Raw genomic sequence first — 17,090 nt, 5'->3', positions numbered from 1 at the left:
GCATTTTAGTGTGTTGCACTGTACCAGTACAAGAGTACAAAAGGAATAAAAAAAGCCCCGATAGCAACTATCGGGGCTGTATATTTTACTTTACGTCAGAAGCGAAAGGCTTACGCGTCACCGAAACGACGACGGCTGGCGCCTTCTTCACGGCGTGGACCACGGTTCTCACGGCGCTCGCCGGAGAAACGACGGCCTTCACCACCGCGACCTTCGCTGCGACCGCCTTCACGACGCTCGCCACCGAAACCGCGGCCACCGCCGCGACGTTCGCCGCCACGGTCAGGACGTGGCTGTGCATCGCCCAGCAGCTGCATGTTCATCGGCTTGTTCAGGATGCGGGTACGAGTAAAGTGTTGCAGTACTTCGCCCGGCATGCCTTTTGGCAGCTCGATGGTGGAGTGGGTACCGAACAGCTTGATGTTACCAATGTAACGGCTGCTGATGTCGCCTTCGTTCGCGATTGCGCCAACGATGTGACGAACTTCAACACCATCATCACGGCCCACTTCAATGCGATACAGTTCCATGTCGCCAGCGTCACGACGCTCACGACGTGGACGGTCTTCACCACCACGCTCTGGGCGGTCGCCGCGTGGACCACGGTCGTTACGGTCGCCACGACGTTCGAAACGATCGTCACGGTCACGGAACTCACGCTTAGGACGCATCGGTGCATCTGGCGGCACGATCAGGCTACGTTCGCCCTGCGCCATTTTCAGCAGTGCTGCGGCCAGGGTTTCCATATCCAGCTCTTCGCCTTCAGCGACAGGCTGGATCTGCGACAACAGCGCACGGTACTGATCCAGATCGCTGCTTTCCAGCTGCTGCTGTACTTTGGCGGCGAATTTTTCCAGGCGGCGTTTGCCCAGCAGTTCTGCGTTTGGCAGCTCAGCTTCTGGAATGGTCAGCTTCATGGTGCGTTCGATGTTACGCAGCAGACGACGCTCGCGGTTCTCAACGAACAGCAGCGCACGGCCCGCACGACCCGCACGACCGGTACGACCGATACGGTGAACGTAAGACTCGGAGTCCATTGGGATATCGTAGTTTACAACCAGGCTGATACGCTCAACGTCCAGACCACGTGCTGCCACGTCGGTTGCAATCAGGATATCCAGACGACCGTCTTTCAGACGCTCCAGGGTCTGCTCGCGCAGGGCCTGGTTCATATCGCCGTTCAGCGCTGCGCTGTTGTAGCCGCTACGCTCCAGGGCTTCAGCCACTTCCAGGGTCGCGTTTTTGGTACGCACGAAGATAATCGCCGCATCAAAATCTTCCGCTTCCAGGAAACGCACCAGCGCTTCGTTTTTGCGCATGCCGTATACAGACCAGTAGCTCTGGCTGATGTCCGGACGAGTGGTCACGCTGGACTGAATGCGCACTTCCTGCGGCTCTTTCATGAAGCGGCGGGTAATGCGACGGATCGCTTCTGGCATGGTTGCAGAGAACAGAGCGGTCTGATGACCTTCCGGGATCTGCGCCATGATGGTCTCTACGTCTTCGATGAAGCCCATACGCAGCATTTCATCGGCTTCATCCAGTACCAGACCGCTCAGCTTAGAGAGGTCCAGCGTACCGCGCTTCAGGTGATCCAGCAGACGGCCCGGCGTACCGACAACGATCTGTGGACCCTGGCGCAGGGCGCGTAACTGCACGTCATAACGCTGGCCGCCGTACAGGGCTACCACGTTTACGCCGCGCATATGTTTAGAGAATTCCGTCATTGCTTCAGCAACCTGAACAGCCAGTTCACGGGTTGGAGCCAGGACGAGGATCTGCGGTGCACGCAGGTCCGGATCAATGTTGTTCAGCAGCGGCAGCGAGAATGCTGCGGTTTTACCGCTACCAGTCTGGGCCATGCCCAGCACGTCACGACCAGAAAGCAGGTGTGGGATACACTCAGCCTGGATCGGAGATGGTTTTTCGTAACCCAGATCGTTAAGGGCTTCAAGGATAGGAGCCTTCAGGCCCAGATCTGCAAAAGTGGTTTCGAATTCAGCCATGTAGTACAAGTGCCTCGATATTAATGGCGGCCAGTCTACTTAGCTCATCGTGAAAATGATTAGCAATTTTCATTGAAAAGTGTGAACCGGCTCAAATTAGGTGTATTGACGAACAACAACGCCCTCACCAGTGAAGGTGATGGCAATCAAAAAGATTACGGGCTGATGTTTATGTCGTCAGCTATTGCTGGTCCGATTCTGCCAGGTCGTCTTGCTCCTGGCCCAAGAGCGATAATTCCAACAATGCATAACGGTGCTCAACGAAGTTATGTACGTTGTTAGCAACCGCTAATTTGAACAGTGCCGTAGCGCTGTCCATATCCCCCAGACTTAGGTAGTACTTACCTAAATAGAAGTTGGTTTCACTGAGATGCTCAGCGAGCGAGGTGTTATCCGTTGCGTCCGCCTTGAGGCGTTCCATCAGCGTTGCTTCGCTAATGTTGCCCAGGTAGAACTCGACAATGTTCCATCCCCACTGTTCCTTATCCGATTTCTCGAAGCGCTGTTGTAGTGCTTCTTTGGCCTGCTTCTCATCAAGCTTCTGCTCAACGATGTAAAGCCACAGGCTGCGGAAAGGATCATTAGGATCGTCTTGATAAAACGCCAGCAGATCATCTTGCGCTAACTTATCACGACCGCCGTAATACAATGCGATACCGCGATTCAAGTGCGCGTAGTTGTAAGTTGGATCAAGCTCAAGTACAGAATCAAACGCTTCATAGGCAGCATCAAAATTGCCTGCCTGCGTTAAATAAATGCCTAAGTAGTTGAATACTTCAGGCATATCAGGTCGAATCGCCAGCGCTTGTGAAAAATCATTTCGCGCCAGTGCCCTCAGACCGAGACTATCATACAACACTCCGCGCTCATATAAAAGCTGTGCGCGTTCGTCATCGGTTAAAGCCCGACTGGCAAGTATTTGTTCCATGCGTGCCAGAATCACTTCCTGCTGCAAAGTCGGTTGCAATGGCACTGCGAGGACTTCGCTCTTACGCCAGGCAGAGTTGCTGCATCCTGCCAGCGTTAAAGCTGTCGCAACGAAACACCAGCGCAAAAAAGGCTTCATTTCCCACTCCCGAAGACAACTATTGGATGAACGTCCTGTCCCCCGGCGGCTTAACAAGGCGTCCTGCCTGATAATAAGCCCTCCGCCAGGGCGGAGGGCAAAGGGCAACCTTACTCGCCTTGCTGTTCAGCAGCCGGAGCTTCCGGCGCCGCAGCAGGCTGAGACTGCTCGGTTGCTTCTTTAATGCTCAGACGGATACGGCCCTGGCGGTCAACTTCCAGAACTTTCACCGGTACTTCCTGACCCATTTGCAGGTAGTCAGTCACTTTCTCAACGCGTTTGTCAGCGATCTGAGAGATGTGAACCAGACCTTCTTTACCGCCGCCGATGGCAACGAATGCGCCAAAGTCAACGATACGGGTCACTTTACCTGCATAGATACGGCCCACTTCGATTTCTGCGGTGATCTCTTCGATGCGACGGATAGCGAATTTCGCTTTCTCGCCGTCGGTTGCTGCGATCTTCACAGTACCGTCATCTTCGATTTCGATGGTGGTGCCAGTCTCTTCGGTCAGCGCGCGGATAACAGAACCGCCCTTACCGATAACATCTTTGATCTTGTCTGGATTGATCTTGATGGTGTGGATACGTGGAGCGAACTGAGAAATGTCGCCACGCGGCGCGTTAATCGCCTGTTCCATCACGCCCAGGATGTGCAGACGCGCACCTTTAGCCTGGTTCAGAGCAACCTGCATAATCTCTTTGGTGATACCTTCAATTTTGATATCCATCTGCAAGGCAGAGATACCGTCGCGGGAACCCGCCACTTTGAAGTCCATATCGCCCAGGTGGTCTTCGTCACCCAGAATGTCAGACAGAACAACGAAGTTGTCGCCTTCTTTCACCAGACCCATTGCGATACCTGCAACGGCGGCTTTGATTGGCACGCCTGCATCCATCAGCGCCAGAGAAGCACCACACACGGAAGCCATGGAAGAAGAACCGTTGGATTCGGTGATTTCAGACACTACGCGCACGGTGTACGGGAATTTGTCTGCTTCTGGCATCACTGCCAGCACGCCGCGCTTCGCCAGACGACCGTGACCAATTTCACGACGCTTCGGTGAGCCAACCATACCGGTCTCGCCCACAGAGTACGGAGGGAAGTTGTAGTGGAACAGGAAGCTGTCAGTGCGCTCGCCCATCAGTTCATCGATGATCTGTGCGTCACGTGCGGTACCCAGGGTCGCGGTAACCAGCGCCTGCGTTTCACCACGGGTGAACAGCGCAGAACCGTGAGTACGCGGCAGTACGCCAGTGCGCACGTCCAGACCACGAATCATGTCTTTTTCACGGCCATCGATACGCGGCTCGCCTGCCAGTACGCGGCTACGAACAACGTTTTTCTCGATAGCGTGCAGGATTTCGCCAATTTCGTTAGCGTCCAGCGTTTCGTCTTCGGCAACCAGGGTCGCGGTTACTTCAGATTTGATCGCATCAACCTGAGCGTAACGCTCCTGTTTGTCGGTGATGCGGTATGCATCGCTCAGACGAGATTCTGCCAGTGCCGCAACGCGTGCGTTCAGCGCGTCGTTGGCCGCTTCTGGCTGCCAGTCCCAACGTGGTTTACCGGCTTCTTTCACCAGGTCGTTGATGTTCTGGATAACAACCTGCTGCTGCTCGTGACCGAACACCACAGCGCCCAGCATCTGGTCTTCGCTCAGCAGTTCAGCTTCGGATTCAACCATCAGCACAGCCGCTTCAGTACCGGCGACAACCAGGTCCAGCTTACTCTCTTTCAGCTCTTCCTGAGTTGGGTTCAGCACGTACTGGTCGTTGATGTAACCGACGCGTGCGGCACCGATTGGGCCATTGAATGGAATGCCAGACAGTGACAGGGCCGCAGAGGCACCGATCATCGCAACGATGTCCGGGTTAACCTGTGGGTTAACGGAAACAACGGTAGCGATAACCTGCACTTCGTTAACGAAGCCTTCCGGGAACAGCGGACGAACCGGGCGGTCGATCAGACGCGCAATCAGGGTTTCGCCTTCGCTTGGACGGCCTTCACGACGGAAGAAGCCACCCGGGATTTTACCAGCAGCGTAGGTACGCTCCTGGTAGTTAACGGTCAGCGGGAAGAAGTCCTGACCTGGTTTAGCTTTTTTCTGGCCAACTACGGTAACGAATACCGCGGTGTCATCCATGCTTACCATAACGGCAGCAGTCGCCTGACGCGCCATCATGCCGGTTTCCAGCGTGACGGTATGTTGGCCATACTGGAATTTACGTACGATCGGATTCAGCAAAATTCTGTCCTTTCTCAAATGATTGTCAGCACACCTCTGGTGTGCTGACGATTTAACCCGACCTTCTTCGCATCCTCGCGACTAATGACAACCGACACCCCCCTGGGTGAAGCCTCTCATTAGCCGCGCGAACCTCTGCAATGAAGATCATTTATAGCAACAATACAATAGTTTCCATTGAATTGCTGCCGTCTGGTTGAAAAAAGGGGCCATCAGGCCCCCTTTTCTGAAACTCGCAAGAATTAGCGACGCAGACCCAGACGCTCGATCAGCGCGGTGTAGCGTGCAACATCTTTACGCTTCAGGTAGTCGAGCAGTTTACGACGCTGAGAAACCATGCGCAGCAGACCACGACGGCTGTGGTGATCTTTTTTGTGCTCTGCAAAGTGACCTTGCAGGTGGTTAATCTGTGCAGTCAGCAGTGCAACCTGAACTTCGGTAGAACCGCTGTCGTTAGTACCACGACCAAACTCAGAAACGATTTTAGCTTTAGCTTCAACGCTTAGAGACATTTTCAAACTCCAAAGTATAAAGAATGTAAGGATGCCGATCTCTAATTCAGCTATCCCATGTACGCCCCGCAAATTGTTAAACAATTTACCAGGCGTTAAGCGGCGATATTCTACTCGTCTCCCCTGCTTATCGCAAGGTGAGGCGTTATCACCGTCATGCTTCGACCGGATAGTCGACGACCAGACGACGCGGCGCCACGCGCCCTTCACCGTCCATTTCGCCCATTCCGATAAACTTGCCTTTATCACCTTCCGTCACGCGCACCAGGCCCTCAAGCGGCGCCCCCGTTGTGCGGACCGGGTTTCCGTTCTTAAAGTAAACGGACGATGTTAAAGGAAGATTAACAACCGGGAAGTCCACTGCCGGGCTGTCCATTGGCATCAGCAGCGGATCCAGCAGATCTGCCGGCGCAATTCCCTGTGCTTCCGCCTGCTCAACCAGCGCGCGCAGATGCTCAAGCGTCACCATGCGTTCGACCGGATATTTGCTGACCGCCAGACGACGCAGATAAATCACGTGCGCGCCGCAGCCCAGCTTTTCACCGAGGTCATCAATGATGGTGCGAATGTAGGTCCCTTTCGAACAGTGGACCTCCAGCTCCAGCTCGTCACCTTCGTGGCGGATGAACAGCAGCTCATACACGGTAATCGGACGGGCCTCGCGCGGAACGTCAATGCCCTGGCGCGCATATTCGTAGAGCTTCTTACCCTGATATTTCAGCGCCGAATACATCGACGGCACCTGCATCGTGTCACCACGGAAGCTCTCCAGCGCGGCTTCAAGCTGCTCTGCGCTGAAGGTCACCGGGCGCTCTTCCACCACCTGGCCGTCTGCATCGGAGGTATCCGTGCGCTGGCCCAGTCTGGCAATCACGCGGTAGCGCTTATCGGAATCCAGCAGGTACTGGGAAAACTTTGTTGCTTCCCCCAGGCAGATCGGCAGCATACCTGTTGCCAGCGGATCCAGCGCGCCGGTGTGCCCCGCACGGTTGGCGTTATAAATACGCTTCACTTTTTGCAGCACGTCGTTGCTGGATGCGCCCTGCGGTTTATCCAGCAACAGCACGCCATGCACGTCGCGACCGCGACGACGAGGACGACTCATCAGTCCTCCTTGCTGTCGTCCGCCGGGTTAACACGACGCTCGTCGTCATGTTTCACCACGCTGGTCACCAGGTTGGACATACGCATACCTTCGACCAGCGAGTTGTCATAGAAGAAGGTCAGCTCCGGCACGATACGCAGGCGCATCGCTTTGCCAAGCAGAGAGCGGATGAAACCAGAGGCTTCCTGCAACGCTTTGATACCATTCTTCACGGCGTTTTCATCCTGATCATTCAGGAACGTCACGAACACTTTGGCATACGCCAGGTCACGGGACATTTCCACGCCAGACACGGTGGTCATCATTCCCACGCGTGGATCTTTGATTTCACGTTGCAGAATGAGAGCGATCTCTTTCTGCATCTCCTGCGCGACGCGCTGAGGGCGACCAAATTCTTTCGCCATAATAAATTCTCCAGACAAAAAAGGGGCTTAAGCCCCTTTTTAAAATTATTGCCGGGTGGCGCTTCGCTTACCCGGCCTACGCTAGTTAATCTTCAGTTGAAGAAGATTACGCGATGGTACGCTGAATTTCGATGATCTCGAACACTTCGATCATATCGCCAACGCGAACGTCGTTGTAGTTCTTCACGCCGATACCACATTCCATGCCGTTACGGACTTCGTTAACGTCATCTTTGAAGCGGCGCAGGGATTCCAGTTCGCCTTCGTAGATAACCACGTTGTCGCGCAGTACGCGGATTGGATTGTGACGCTTGATGGTCCCTTCGGTAACCATACAGCCCGCGATCGCACCGAATTTCGGTGATTTGAACACGTCACGTACTTCAGCCAGACCGATAATCTGCTGTTTCAGCTCAGGAGACAGCATGCCGCTCATCGCTGCTTTCACTTCGTCAATCAGGTTATAGATGACGGAGTAGTAACGCAGATCCAGGCTTTCAGCATCAATCACTTTACGCGCAGAAGCATCAGCACGAACGTTGAAGCCAACCAGGATAGCGTTGGACGCGGCTGCCAGGGTTGCGTCGGTTTCGGTGATACCACCTACGCCAGAACCGATGATCTTCACTTTCACTTCGTCGGTAGACAGTTTCAGCAAGGAGTCGGAGATCGCTTCCACAGAACCCTGAACATCCGCTTTCAGAACGATGTTCACTTCGTGAACTTCGCCTTCGGTCATGTTGGCGAACATGTTCTCGAGTTTAGATTTCTGCTGACGCGCCAGCTTCACTTCACGGAATTTACCCTGACGATACAGAGCCACTTCACGCGCTTTCTTCTCGTCACGAACGACGGTCACTTCGTCACCAGCAGCAGGAACGCCGGACAGGCCGAGGATTTCCACTGGAATGGACGGACCCGCTTCCAGCACTTCCTGACCCAGTTCGTTACGCATCGCACGAACGCGACCGTATTCGAAACCACACAGAACGATGTCGCCCTTGTGCAGAGTACCTTCGCGAACCAGAACGGTTGCAACCGGACCACGACCTTTATCCAGGAAGGATTCGATTACCGCGCCGCTCGCCATACCTTTACGGACCGCTTTCAGCTCCAGAACTTCAGCCTGAAGCAGGATGGCGTTCAGCAGGTCGTCAATACCGGTACCCGCTTTTGCAGATACAGGGATGAACTGCGCTTCACCGCCCCACTCTTCCGGCATAACGCCGTACTGGGAGAGTTCGTTCTTCACGCGATCCATATCGGCTTCTGGCTTATCGATTTTGTTGACTGCAACAACCAGAGGCACCTGCGCCGCTTTCGCGTGCTGGATAGCTTCAATGGTCTGTGGCATCACGCCATCGTCGGCAGCAACAACCAGGACAACGATATCCGTTGCCTGAGCACCACGCGCACGCATTGAGGTAAACGCTGCGTGGCCTGGGGTATCCAGGAAGGTGATCATGCCGTTTTCAGTTTCTACATGGTAAGCACCGATGTGCTGGGTAATACCACCCGCTTCGCCGGAGGCAACCTTAGTAGAACGAATGTAGTCAAGCAGAGAGGTTTTACCGTGGTCAACGTGACCCATAATGGTCACAACCGGTGCGCGCGGTTCAGCCGCTGCGCCAGTGTCACGGTCGCTCATGACGGCTTCTTCCAGCTCGTTTTCACGACGCAGGATAACTTTGTGGCCCATCTCTTCGGCAACCAGCTGTGCGGTTTCCTGGTCGATCACCTGGTTGATGGTGGCCATTGCGCCCAGTTTCATCATCGCTTTGATGACCTGAGAGCCTTTCACCGCCATCTTGTTAGCCAGTTCGCCAACGGTGATGGTTTCACCGATCACAACGTCACGGTTAACGGCCTGAGCAGGCTTCTGGAAGCCCTGCTGGAGAGCGGAACCTTTACGCTTGCCGCCTTTGCCACCGCGAACCGCTGCACGTGCTTCTTCACGGTCAGCTTTAGATTCAGCGTGTTTGTTACCTTTTTTCGCAGGACGCGCCGCTTTTGCACTGCGGGTACGGCTACGACCACCTTCAACCTCACGGTCGTTGTCGTCTTCTGCCTGACGCGCATGCTGAGAGGTGGTGACGTGATAATCGCTGGTGTCTTCAGTTGGTTCAGCGGTATTCACGCCGTTCTTCTCGTTTTCTTCTGCCATGCGACGCGCTTCTTCGGCGACGCGGCGAGCTTCTTCTTCAAGCTTGCGGCGGGCTTCTTCTTCCGCTTTACGCTTCAGCTCGGCAGCTTCATTTTCACGGCGGGCTTTTTCAGCCTGGGCAGTTTTGGTCATTTCGTCGGTCTGTTGATTGCTCACTTTGTCTTTTTCCGCAGCGTCACGCTTCGCTTTTTCACCGGCGTCGCGTTTCGCTTTTTCTGCGGCCTCACGTTCAGCTTTTAATTCTGCTTCACGTTTGGCAGTGGCTTCTGCCTCACGCTGAGCTTGTTCTTCCGCTTCACGCTGTGCCTGCTCTTCCGCGGCAAGGCGTTCTGCCTCTTGCGGATCACGTTTTACAAAGGTGCGCGTCTTGCGGACTTCGATTTGTACCGACTTGCTTTTGCCACCGGTACCAGGGATGTTCAACGTGCTACGCGTTTTACGCTGTAGCGTTAACTTGTCAGGCGTTGAGCCGTGTTCACGGTTCAGGTGCGATAACAAGGTTTGTTTTTCTTGCGCGGTCACCGAGTCATCAGCGGACTTCGGGATCCCTGCATCAGCAAATTGCTGTACCAGGCGGTCCACGGAGGTCTGAATCTCAGCAGCCAGCGATTTTACAGTTACATCAGTCATGCTGTTCCTTCCTGCTACAGTTTATTACGCTTCGTCGCCGAACCAGCAAATATTACGTGCGGCCATGATGAGTTCGCCGGCTTTCTCGTCGGTTAAACCTTCGATATCAGCCAGGTCATCAACGCCTTGCTCAGCGAGATCTTCCAGCGTACAAACACCACGGGCAGCCAGCTTGAACGCAATCGCACGATCAAGACCTTCCAGATTCAGCAGGTCATCAGCCGGCTTCTTATCGCCAAGGCTTTCTTCCTGAGCCAGTGCCAGGGTGGTCAGTGCGTTTTTAGCGCGTTCACGCAGGGCTTCAACGGTTGGTTCATCCAGACCGTCAATTTCCAGCAGCTCTTTCATTGGCACGTAGGCCAGTTCTTCCAGCGTTGAGAAACCTTCTTCAACCAGCACAGTGGCGAAGTCTTCGTCAATGTCCAGGTATTTGGTGAAGGTATCGATCGCCGCGTGGGCTTCAGCCTGATGCTTGGCCTGAAGGTCATCAACGGTCATGACGTTGAGTTCCCAGCCGCTCAGCTGTGACGCCAGACGTACGTTCTGACCGTTACGGCCAATCGCCTGCGCCAGGTTGCCCGCTTCTACAGCGATATCCATGGTGTGTTTGTCTTCGTCAACAACGATAGACGCCACATCAGCCGGAGCCATTGCGTTGATCACGAACTGCGCCGGGTTGTCGTCCCACAGAACGATATCAATGCGCTCGCCGCCCAGTTCGGTAGAAACCGCCTGAACGCGTGCGCCGCGCATACCGACGCAAGCACCGACCGGGTCGATACGCTTGTCGTTGGTTTTCACCGCAATTTTCGCACGGGAACCCGGATCGCGGGCCGCCGCTTTGATTTCAATAACTTCTTCGCCGATTTCCGGCACTTCGATACGGAACAGTTCAACCAGCATTTCTGGTTTAGAACGGGTCACGAACAGCTGTGCACCACGCGCTTCAGGGCGTACGGCATACAGCACACCACGGATACGGTCGCCTGGGCGGAAGTTTTCACGCGGCAGCATGTCTTCGCGCAGGATCACGGCTTCAGCGTTACCCGGCATCCCTTCGGATTTAATCTCCAGAGAGATGTTGTCGCGGTTCACTTTCTTCACCACGCCGGTGATGATTTCGCCTTCCTGATCGCGGAACTGATCGACAACCAGCGCGCGCTCGGCTTCGCGCACTTTCTGCACGATAACCTGCTTCGCGGTCTGGGTGGTGATACGGTCGAAGGTAACAGATTCGATCTGATCTTCAACGTAGTCACCCACGTTCAGACTTTCGTCTTCAAAACGTGCCGCTTCCAGGGTGATCTCTTTGGTCGGCTGGGTCACTTCTTCAACGATTACCCAACGACGGAATGTATCGAAGTCACCGCTTTTACGATCGATTTCTACGCGAACATCGATCTCTTGTTCGTATTTTTTCTTGGTTGCTGTAGCCAGTGCACTTTCCAGCGCTTCGAAAATCTTCTCACGCGGCAGTGATTTCTCGTTGGAGACGGCTTCAACAACAGCCAAAATTTCTTTGTTCATCGCGGGCTTTTCACCTCAATCCAGACTGTTAAAAGTGGGGAACCAGGTTCGCCTTCTGGATATTACTCAGCGCGAACACTTCATCTTTGCCTTCGACTGTCACCGTGATCATTTCACCATCAACGGCTTTGATAATTCCCTGCCATTTACGGCGGTTCTGTACGGCCATACGCAGAACCAGAGCCACTTCTTCACCGGTAAAGCGCACATAGTGCTCGGCCGTGAACATCGGGCGATCGAGGCCAGGTGAGGAAACTTCCAGGTTGTACGCAACGGTAATCGGGTCTTCAACGTCAAGAACCGCACTCACCTGGTGGCTAACATCAGCACAATCATCAACATTGATGCCATCTTCACTATCAATATAGATGCGCAGCGTCGATGTGCGGCCGCGAACGAATTCGATGCCGACCAGTTCGTAGCCCAGTGCTTCGACCGGTGCAGTAATCATCTCTGTTAATTTTTGCTCTAATGTGGACAAGCCCACCCCCAAGACATAAAAAAAGGGCGTAAAGCCCAGTTATTCTGTAGTCAGATAACAAAAAACCCCGATAAATCGGGGCTTTAGATAACTGAACCCTATAGCCACAACTGTGGCCTGGAGCACTCTCCGAAAGAATTTTTTCAAATCCAGCTACGAAGGCTCTAAGTCTTCACAGTATATTTGAAAAAGAACTTTATAGGAAAGTGGTTGCGGGGGCCGGATTTGAACCGACGACCTTCGGGTTATGAGCCCGACGAGCTACCAGGCTGCTCCACCCCGCGCCTGAAACGTGGCAAATTCTACGCGTTTTGGACAGAATTTGCAAATAATGCTGGGATTTGGTACCGAAGACGGGACGTAAAATCGGCGTTCAGTATATTGATAGTTGACCCCACCTGTCAACCCGGCTTCCGCCAGATCGTTTAGACCAAAATTTTTACAAAAAACGCACGCATCTCTTCCGGTCTTCGCCAAAAGATGATTAAATGAATACTCACTTATTTTGCATAAAAATGCACAAGAGAACGAAAGCGATCTCTCATCAGTCAATCAAGCAGGGTTTTATTCTATGACGACGATTCTCAAGCATCTCCCGGTAGGACAACGTATTGGCATCGCTTTTTCTGGCGGCCTGGATACCAGCGCTGCACTGCTGTGGATGCGCCAGAAGGGAGCGGTTCCTTATGCATATACAGCGAACCTGGGTCAGCCGGACGAGGAAGATTATGACGCGATCCCTCGTCGTGCCATGGAATATGGCGCAGAGAACGCACGTCTGATTGACTGCCGTAAGCAGTTGGTTGCCGAAGGCATTGCCGCTATCCAGTGCGGTGCATTCCATAACACCACCGGCGGCTTGACCTATTTCAACACCACTCCGCTGGGCCGTGCCGTCACCGGCACCATGCTGGTCGCCGCCATGAAAGAAGACGGCGTGAACATCTGGGGTGACGGTAGCACCTATAAAGGCAACGATATTGAACGTTTCTATCGTTACGGCCTGCTGACCAACGCTGAATTGCAGATTTACAAGCCGTGGCTGGATACTGACTTCATCGACGAGCTGGGTGGCCGTCATGAAATGTCCGAGTTTATGATTGCCTGCGGCTTCGACTACAAGATGTCCGTTGAGAAAGCGTACTCAACCGACTCCAACATGCTGGGTGCGACGCACGAAGCGAAAGATCTGGAATTCCTCAACTCCAGCGTAAAAATTGTTAACCCGATTATGGGCGTGAAGTTCTGGGACGAAAGCGTGAAGATCCCGGCAGAAGAAGTGACCGTGCGTTTCGAACGTGGTCATCCGGTTGCCCTGAACGGCAAAACTTTCTCCGACGATGTTGAACTGATGCTGGAAGCCAACCGCATCGGCGGCCGTCACGGTCTGGGCATGAGCGATCAGATCGAAAACCGTATTATCGAAGCGAAAAGCCGTGGCATTTACGAAGCTCCAGGGATGGCGCTGCTGCACATCGCTTACGAGCGTCTGCTGACCGGCATTCACAACGAAGACACCATTGAGCAGTATCATTCTCATGGTCGCCAACTGGGCAAACTGCTGTATCAGGGTCGCTGGTTCGATCCGCAGGCCCTGATGCTGCGTGACGCCCTGCAACGTTGGGTGGCGAGTGCTATCACCGGCGAAGTGACGCTGGAATTGCGTCGCGGCAATGATTACTCCATCCTGAATACCGTGTCTGATAACCTGACCTATAAAGCAGAGCGTCTGACCATGGAGAAAGGTGATTCAGTCTTCTCGCCGGACGATCGTATTGGCCAGCTGACCATGCGTAATCTGGACATTACCGATACCCGTGAGAAGCTGTTCAACTACGTTGAGAATGGCCTGCTCTCTGCGAGTACGGGTAACGGCCTGCCGCAGGTTGAGAACCTGGAACACAGCGATAAGAAGTAACTGGCTGCAAGACATGTAAAAGGCGCCCAATGGGCGCCTTTTTTGTGGTCTTTTGTAGGCCCGGTAAGCGCAGCGCCACCGAGCAAAAGGCGCGTGGCGCTGCGCTTACCCGCCCTACGAAAACAACACATAATCTACAGACGAAAAAAAAGACGTCTTTCGACGTCTTTTTTCTGGAATATTGGTACCGAGGATGGGACTCGAACCCACAAGCCCGTTAGGGCACTACCACCTCAAGGTAGCGTGTCTACCAATTCCACCACCTCGGTACGGAATACTTACTGCGGGATATCGCTGGTTGGCTTAGCCGGTGCAGCTGGCTGAGTCTGCTCAGTTTTGGCTGGCGCGCTCAGATTTTCCCACTCGCTTCCTTTACTGGTCTTGTTGCTATTGATATTGCCCAGCACCAGACTGATGATGAAGAACAGCGTAGCCAGAATCGCCGTCGTGCGGGTCATGAAGTTCGCAGAACCACTTGAGCCGAACAGCGTACCGGAAGCGCCTGCTCCGAAGGAGGCTCCCATATCAGCGCCTTTACCTTGTTGCAGCATGATCAGCGCTACGAGAGCGATGGCTACAATAAGGAAAATAACTAAAAGAGCTTCGTACATAATCAACCTGTTCCTTGCGGATTTGCCGCATACCAATGCTTCGACCAATTAGCAGGATTTTGTTTCCCACTGAAGCGGGTGTGAATACTAACCAAAGCGAATCACCTTCGCAAGGGCATTTTCGAGGCATTGTATCAACTGCGGAAAAAAACAGCAAAAAGCCATGAATTGCTTAAAACAAAGGCGGCAACCGCCGCCTTTTTAAACACTTATTCTGAAAGATTATGCAGCTTTTACTGCGTCTGCAATGCGGTGCGCAAATTCGGTCACCTGTGCTTCGTCTTCACCTTCCACCATTACGCGGATCAGCGGCTCCGTACCTGACTTACGCAGCAGGACGCGACCGCGGCTGCCAAGCGCAGCTTCAACGTCTGCCATCACCGCTTTCACGTTATCATTTTCCAGCGGATCGCCTTTACCGGCAGTGAAACGCACGTTCACCAGGATCTGCGGGAACATTTTCATGCCGCTGCAAAGATCGTGCAGGCTCATGTGGTTACGCGCCATCGCGGCAACAACCTGAAGCGCCGCCACAATACCGTCACCGGTGGTGGTTTTATCGAGCAGGATCACGTGGCCGGAGTTTTCAGCACCAATACGCCAGCCTTTCTCCTGAAGTTTTTCCAGCACGTAGCGGTCGCCCACTTTCGCGCGAACAAACGGAATACCCAGCTGTTTTAGCGCCAGCTCCAGGCCCATATTGCTCATCAGCGTGCCCACCGCACCGCCGCGCAGTTGCCCCTGACGCAGGCCTTCACGGGCAATGATGTAGAGGATCTGATCGCCATCGACCTTGTTACCTTCGTGGTCAACCATGATCACGCGGTCCCCGTCGCCGTCCAGGGCAATACCCAGATCGGCTTTTTCAGCCAGCACGCGCGCCTGCAAGGCACGCACGTCTGTCGCCCCGACTTCTTCGTTGATGTTCAAGCCGTCCGGCTCGCAGCCAATGGTGATCACTTTCGCACCCAGCTCGCGGAAAACATTCGGCGCAATGTGGTAAGTCGCACCGTTTGCACAGTCCACCACAATTTTGAGGTGTGCCAGACTCAGTTCATTCGGGAAAGTGCCTTTGCAGAATTCAATGTAGCGGCCTGCGGCATCTACGATTCGGTTTGCTTTACCCAGCTCAGCGGAGTCGACGCAGGTGATCTCTTTTTCCATTTCCGCTTCAATCGCCTCTTCTACGTCATCCGGCAGCTTGGTGCCGTCAATGGAGAAGAATTTGATACCGTTGTCATAAAACGGGTTATGAGAAGCTGAAATGACGATACCCGCTTCCGCACGGAAGGTACGGGTCAGATAGGCAACAGCAGGGGTCGGCATTGGCCCCGTAAAGGAAGCTGAAAGCCCTGCCGCCGCCAGCCCGGCTTCCAGCGCGGACTCCAGCATATAGCCCGAAATACGGGTGTCTTTCCCAATAATGATCTTACGGGAGCCATGACGCGCCAGTACCTTACCCGCCGCCCAGCCCAGCTTCAGGACAAAGTCAGGGGTAATTGGCGCATCGCCTACGCGCCCACGGATGCCATCGGTACCAAAATATTTACGATTACTCATAGCGTTTGTTTTCCTTCGCTGCCAGTGTGGCTTCCACCACACGCATGGCTTCTACTGTTTCTTTTACGTCATGGACACGAATGATGTGTGCACCTTGCATCGCGGCAATCACCGCGCAGGCCAGACTGCCGCTCAGACGTTCGCTCGGCCCAACATTCAGTAACTGACCAATCATCGATTTTCTCGACATACCCACCAGCAGTGGCAGGCCGAACTGATGAAATTCTGATAAGCGCGCAAGCAACGCGTAATTGTGGGAGAGATTTTTACCGAAACCGAAGCCCGGGTCGAGCAGCAATTTCTCTTTTGCGATACCCGCACGTTCACAACGTTCGATATGCTCAATAAAGAAGCGGCTGACGTCAGCAAATACATCTTCATACTTAGGCGCCTCCTGCATCGTCTTAGGCTGCCCCTGCATATGCATCAGACACACCGGTAGCCCGGTTTCCGCGGCGGCTTCAATTGCGCCCGGCTCGGTCAGCGAGCGGATATCATTGATTATGTGAGCGCCCACTCTCGCCACTTCACGGATCACTTCGGGTTTAGAGGTATCCACGGAGATCCACACTTCAAAGCGCTGGGCGATAGCTTCCACCACCGGCACCACGCGCGCTAGCTCTTCTTCCACCGAAACGTCCGCCGCGCCAGGCCGCGTTGATTCCCCGCCAACGTCAATGATGGTAGCACCCGCGTTAATCATCAAATTCGCGTGCTTAACCGCGTCGATGAGCGAGTTATGCGTGCCGCCGTCAGAGAATGAATCAGGCGTGACGTTCAGGATCCCCATCACATGCGGATGTGAAAGATCGAGATGCGAGTCCTGGGCGAAGAGTTTCATGGTTAAATCCCTGGTT

14 protein-coding genes and 2 tRNA genes are annotated in these 17,090 nt (G+C 54.0%); 1 reads left to right on the top strand and 15 read right to left on the bottom strand.

The genetic code is table 11. The features are described 5' to 3' along the window. Window positions 1-110: 110 nt before the first annotated feature. From A3466_RS14055 to A3466_RS14010, 11 genes are all read right to left on the bottom strand, one after another. The gene (locus tag A3466_RS14055; RefSeq protein WP_063451052.1) at window positions 111-2,006 is read right to left on the bottom strand and encodes a DEAD/DEAH family ATP-dependent RNA helicase; all 1,896 of its coding nucleotides are present in this window, start codon (window positions 2,004-2,006) and stop codon (window positions 111-113) included. Continuing rightward, window positions 1,999-2,079, bottom strand: coding sequence for a protein YrbN (gene yrbN / locus A3466_RS23190; RefSeq protein ID WP_097397692.1), 81 nt, complete (start codon window positions 2,077-2,079; stop codon window positions 1,999-2,001). The genes A3466_RS14055 and yrbN overlap by 8 nt, the downstream gene beginning before the upstream one ends. A gap of 108 nt (window positions 2,080-2,187) precedes the next feature. Continuing rightward, window positions 2,188-3,072, bottom strand: a complete 885-nt coding sequence (gene nlpI / locus A3466_RS14050) for a lipoprotein NlpI (RefSeq protein WP_063451051.1) — start codon at window positions 3,070-3,072, stop codon at window positions 2,188-2,190. Window positions 3,073-3,182: 110 nt separating this feature from the next. Then, window positions 3,183-5,321 (bottom strand): polyribonucleotide nucleotidyltransferase, encoded by a 2,139-nt coding sequence (gene pnp, locus A3466_RS14045; RefSeq protein ID WP_063451050.1) that lies wholly within the window; start codon window positions 5,319-5,321, stop codon window positions 3,183-3,185. A gap of 242 nt (window positions 5,322-5,563) precedes the next feature. After that, the gene (gene rpsO / locus A3466_RS14040) at window positions 5,564-5,833 is read right to left on the bottom strand and encodes a 30S ribosomal protein S15 (RefSeq protein WP_003861789.1); all 270 of its coding nucleotides are present in this window, start codon (window positions 5,831-5,833) and stop codon (window positions 5,564-5,566) included. Window positions 5,834-5,987: 154 nt separating this feature from the next. Then, window positions 5,988-6,938 carry a tRNA pseudouridine(55) synthase TruB gene (gene truB / locus A3466_RS14035; protein WP_063451049.1) on the bottom strand — a complete coding sequence of 317 codons (951 nt, stop codon included), beginning with the start codon at window positions 6,936-6,938 and terminating at the stop codon, window positions 5,988-5,990. Then, a complete protein-coding gene (gene rbfA / locus A3466_RS14030; RefSeq protein ID WP_063451048.1) occupies window positions 6,938-7,342 on the bottom strand; it encodes a 30S ribosome-binding factor RbfA in 405 nt (134 codons plus the stop codon). Before rbfA ends, truB begins: the two co-directional genes overlap by 1 nt. A gap of 106 nt (window positions 7,343-7,448) precedes the next feature. Beyond that, entirely contained in the window at window positions 7,449-10,136 is a 2,688-nt protein-coding gene (infB, locus tag A3466_RS14025; protein WP_063451047.1) for a translation initiation factor IF-2, read from the bottom strand. Window positions 10,137-10,160: 24 nt separating this feature from the next. Beyond that, window positions 10,161-11,663 carry a transcription termination factor NusA gene (nusA, locus tag A3466_RS14020; protein WP_014885374.1) on the bottom strand — a complete coding sequence of 501 codons (1,503 nt, stop codon included), beginning with the start codon at window positions 11,661-11,663 and terminating at the stop codon, window positions 10,161-10,163. Window positions 11,664-11,691: 28 nt separating this feature from the next. Next, window positions 11,692-12,144: a ribosome maturation factor RimP gene (gene rimP, locus A3466_RS14015; protein WP_014833432.1), complete on the bottom strand. Its 453-nt coding sequence runs from the start codon at window positions 12,142-12,144 to the stop codon at window positions 11,692-11,694. A 207-nt stretch (window positions 12,145-12,351) separates the two neighbouring features. Further along, window positions 12,352-12,428: transfer RNA gene (locus A3466_RS14010), tRNA-Met, on the bottom strand. A 287-nt stretch (window positions 12,429-12,715) separates the two neighbouring features. Here A3466_RS14010 and argG point away from each other — a divergent pair. Continuing rightward, a complete protein-coding gene (gene argG / locus A3466_RS14005; protein ID WP_063451046.1) occupies window positions 12,716-14,062 on the top strand; it encodes an argininosuccinate synthase in 1,347 nt (448 codons plus the stop codon). A 182-nt stretch (window positions 14,063-14,244) separates the two neighbouring features. Here the strand turns inward: argG and A3466_RS14000 are convergent. The 4 genes from A3466_RS14000 to folP form a co-directional block, all read right to left on the bottom strand. Then, a tRNA-Leu gene (locus A3466_RS14000) sits at window positions 14,245-14,331 on the bottom strand. Between the two features lie 9 nt (window positions 14,332-14,340). After that, window positions 14,341-14,673, bottom strand: coding sequence for a preprotein translocase subunit SecG (gene secG / locus A3466_RS13995; RefSeq protein ID WP_003861803.1), 333 nt, complete (start codon window positions 14,671-14,673; stop codon window positions 14,341-14,343). Between the two features lie 222 nt (window positions 14,674-14,895). Further along, window positions 14,896-16,233 (bottom strand): phosphoglucosamine mutase, encoded by a 1,338-nt coding sequence (gene glmM / locus A3466_RS13990; RefSeq protein ID WP_006812119.1) that lies wholly within the window; start codon window positions 16,231-16,233, stop codon window positions 14,896-14,898. Continuing rightward, window positions 16,226-17,074, bottom strand: a complete 849-nt coding sequence (folP, locus tag A3466_RS13985) for a dihydropteroate synthase (protein WP_063451045.1) — start codon at window positions 17,072-17,074, stop codon at window positions 16,226-16,228. Before folP ends, glmM begins: the two co-directional genes overlap by 8 nt. Between the last annotated feature and the right edge of the window lie 16 nt (window positions 17,075-17,090).

The organism is Enterobacter genomosp. S (assembly GCF_001631805.1).
GTDB classification, from domain to species: domain Bacteria; phylum Pseudomonadota; class Gammaproteobacteria; order Enterobacterales; family Enterobacteriaceae; genus Enterobacter; species Enterobacter quasihormaechei.
The sequence above is the reverse complement of the archived record's forward strand: the minus strand, read 5'-3'. Positions and strand labels throughout refer to the sequence as shown.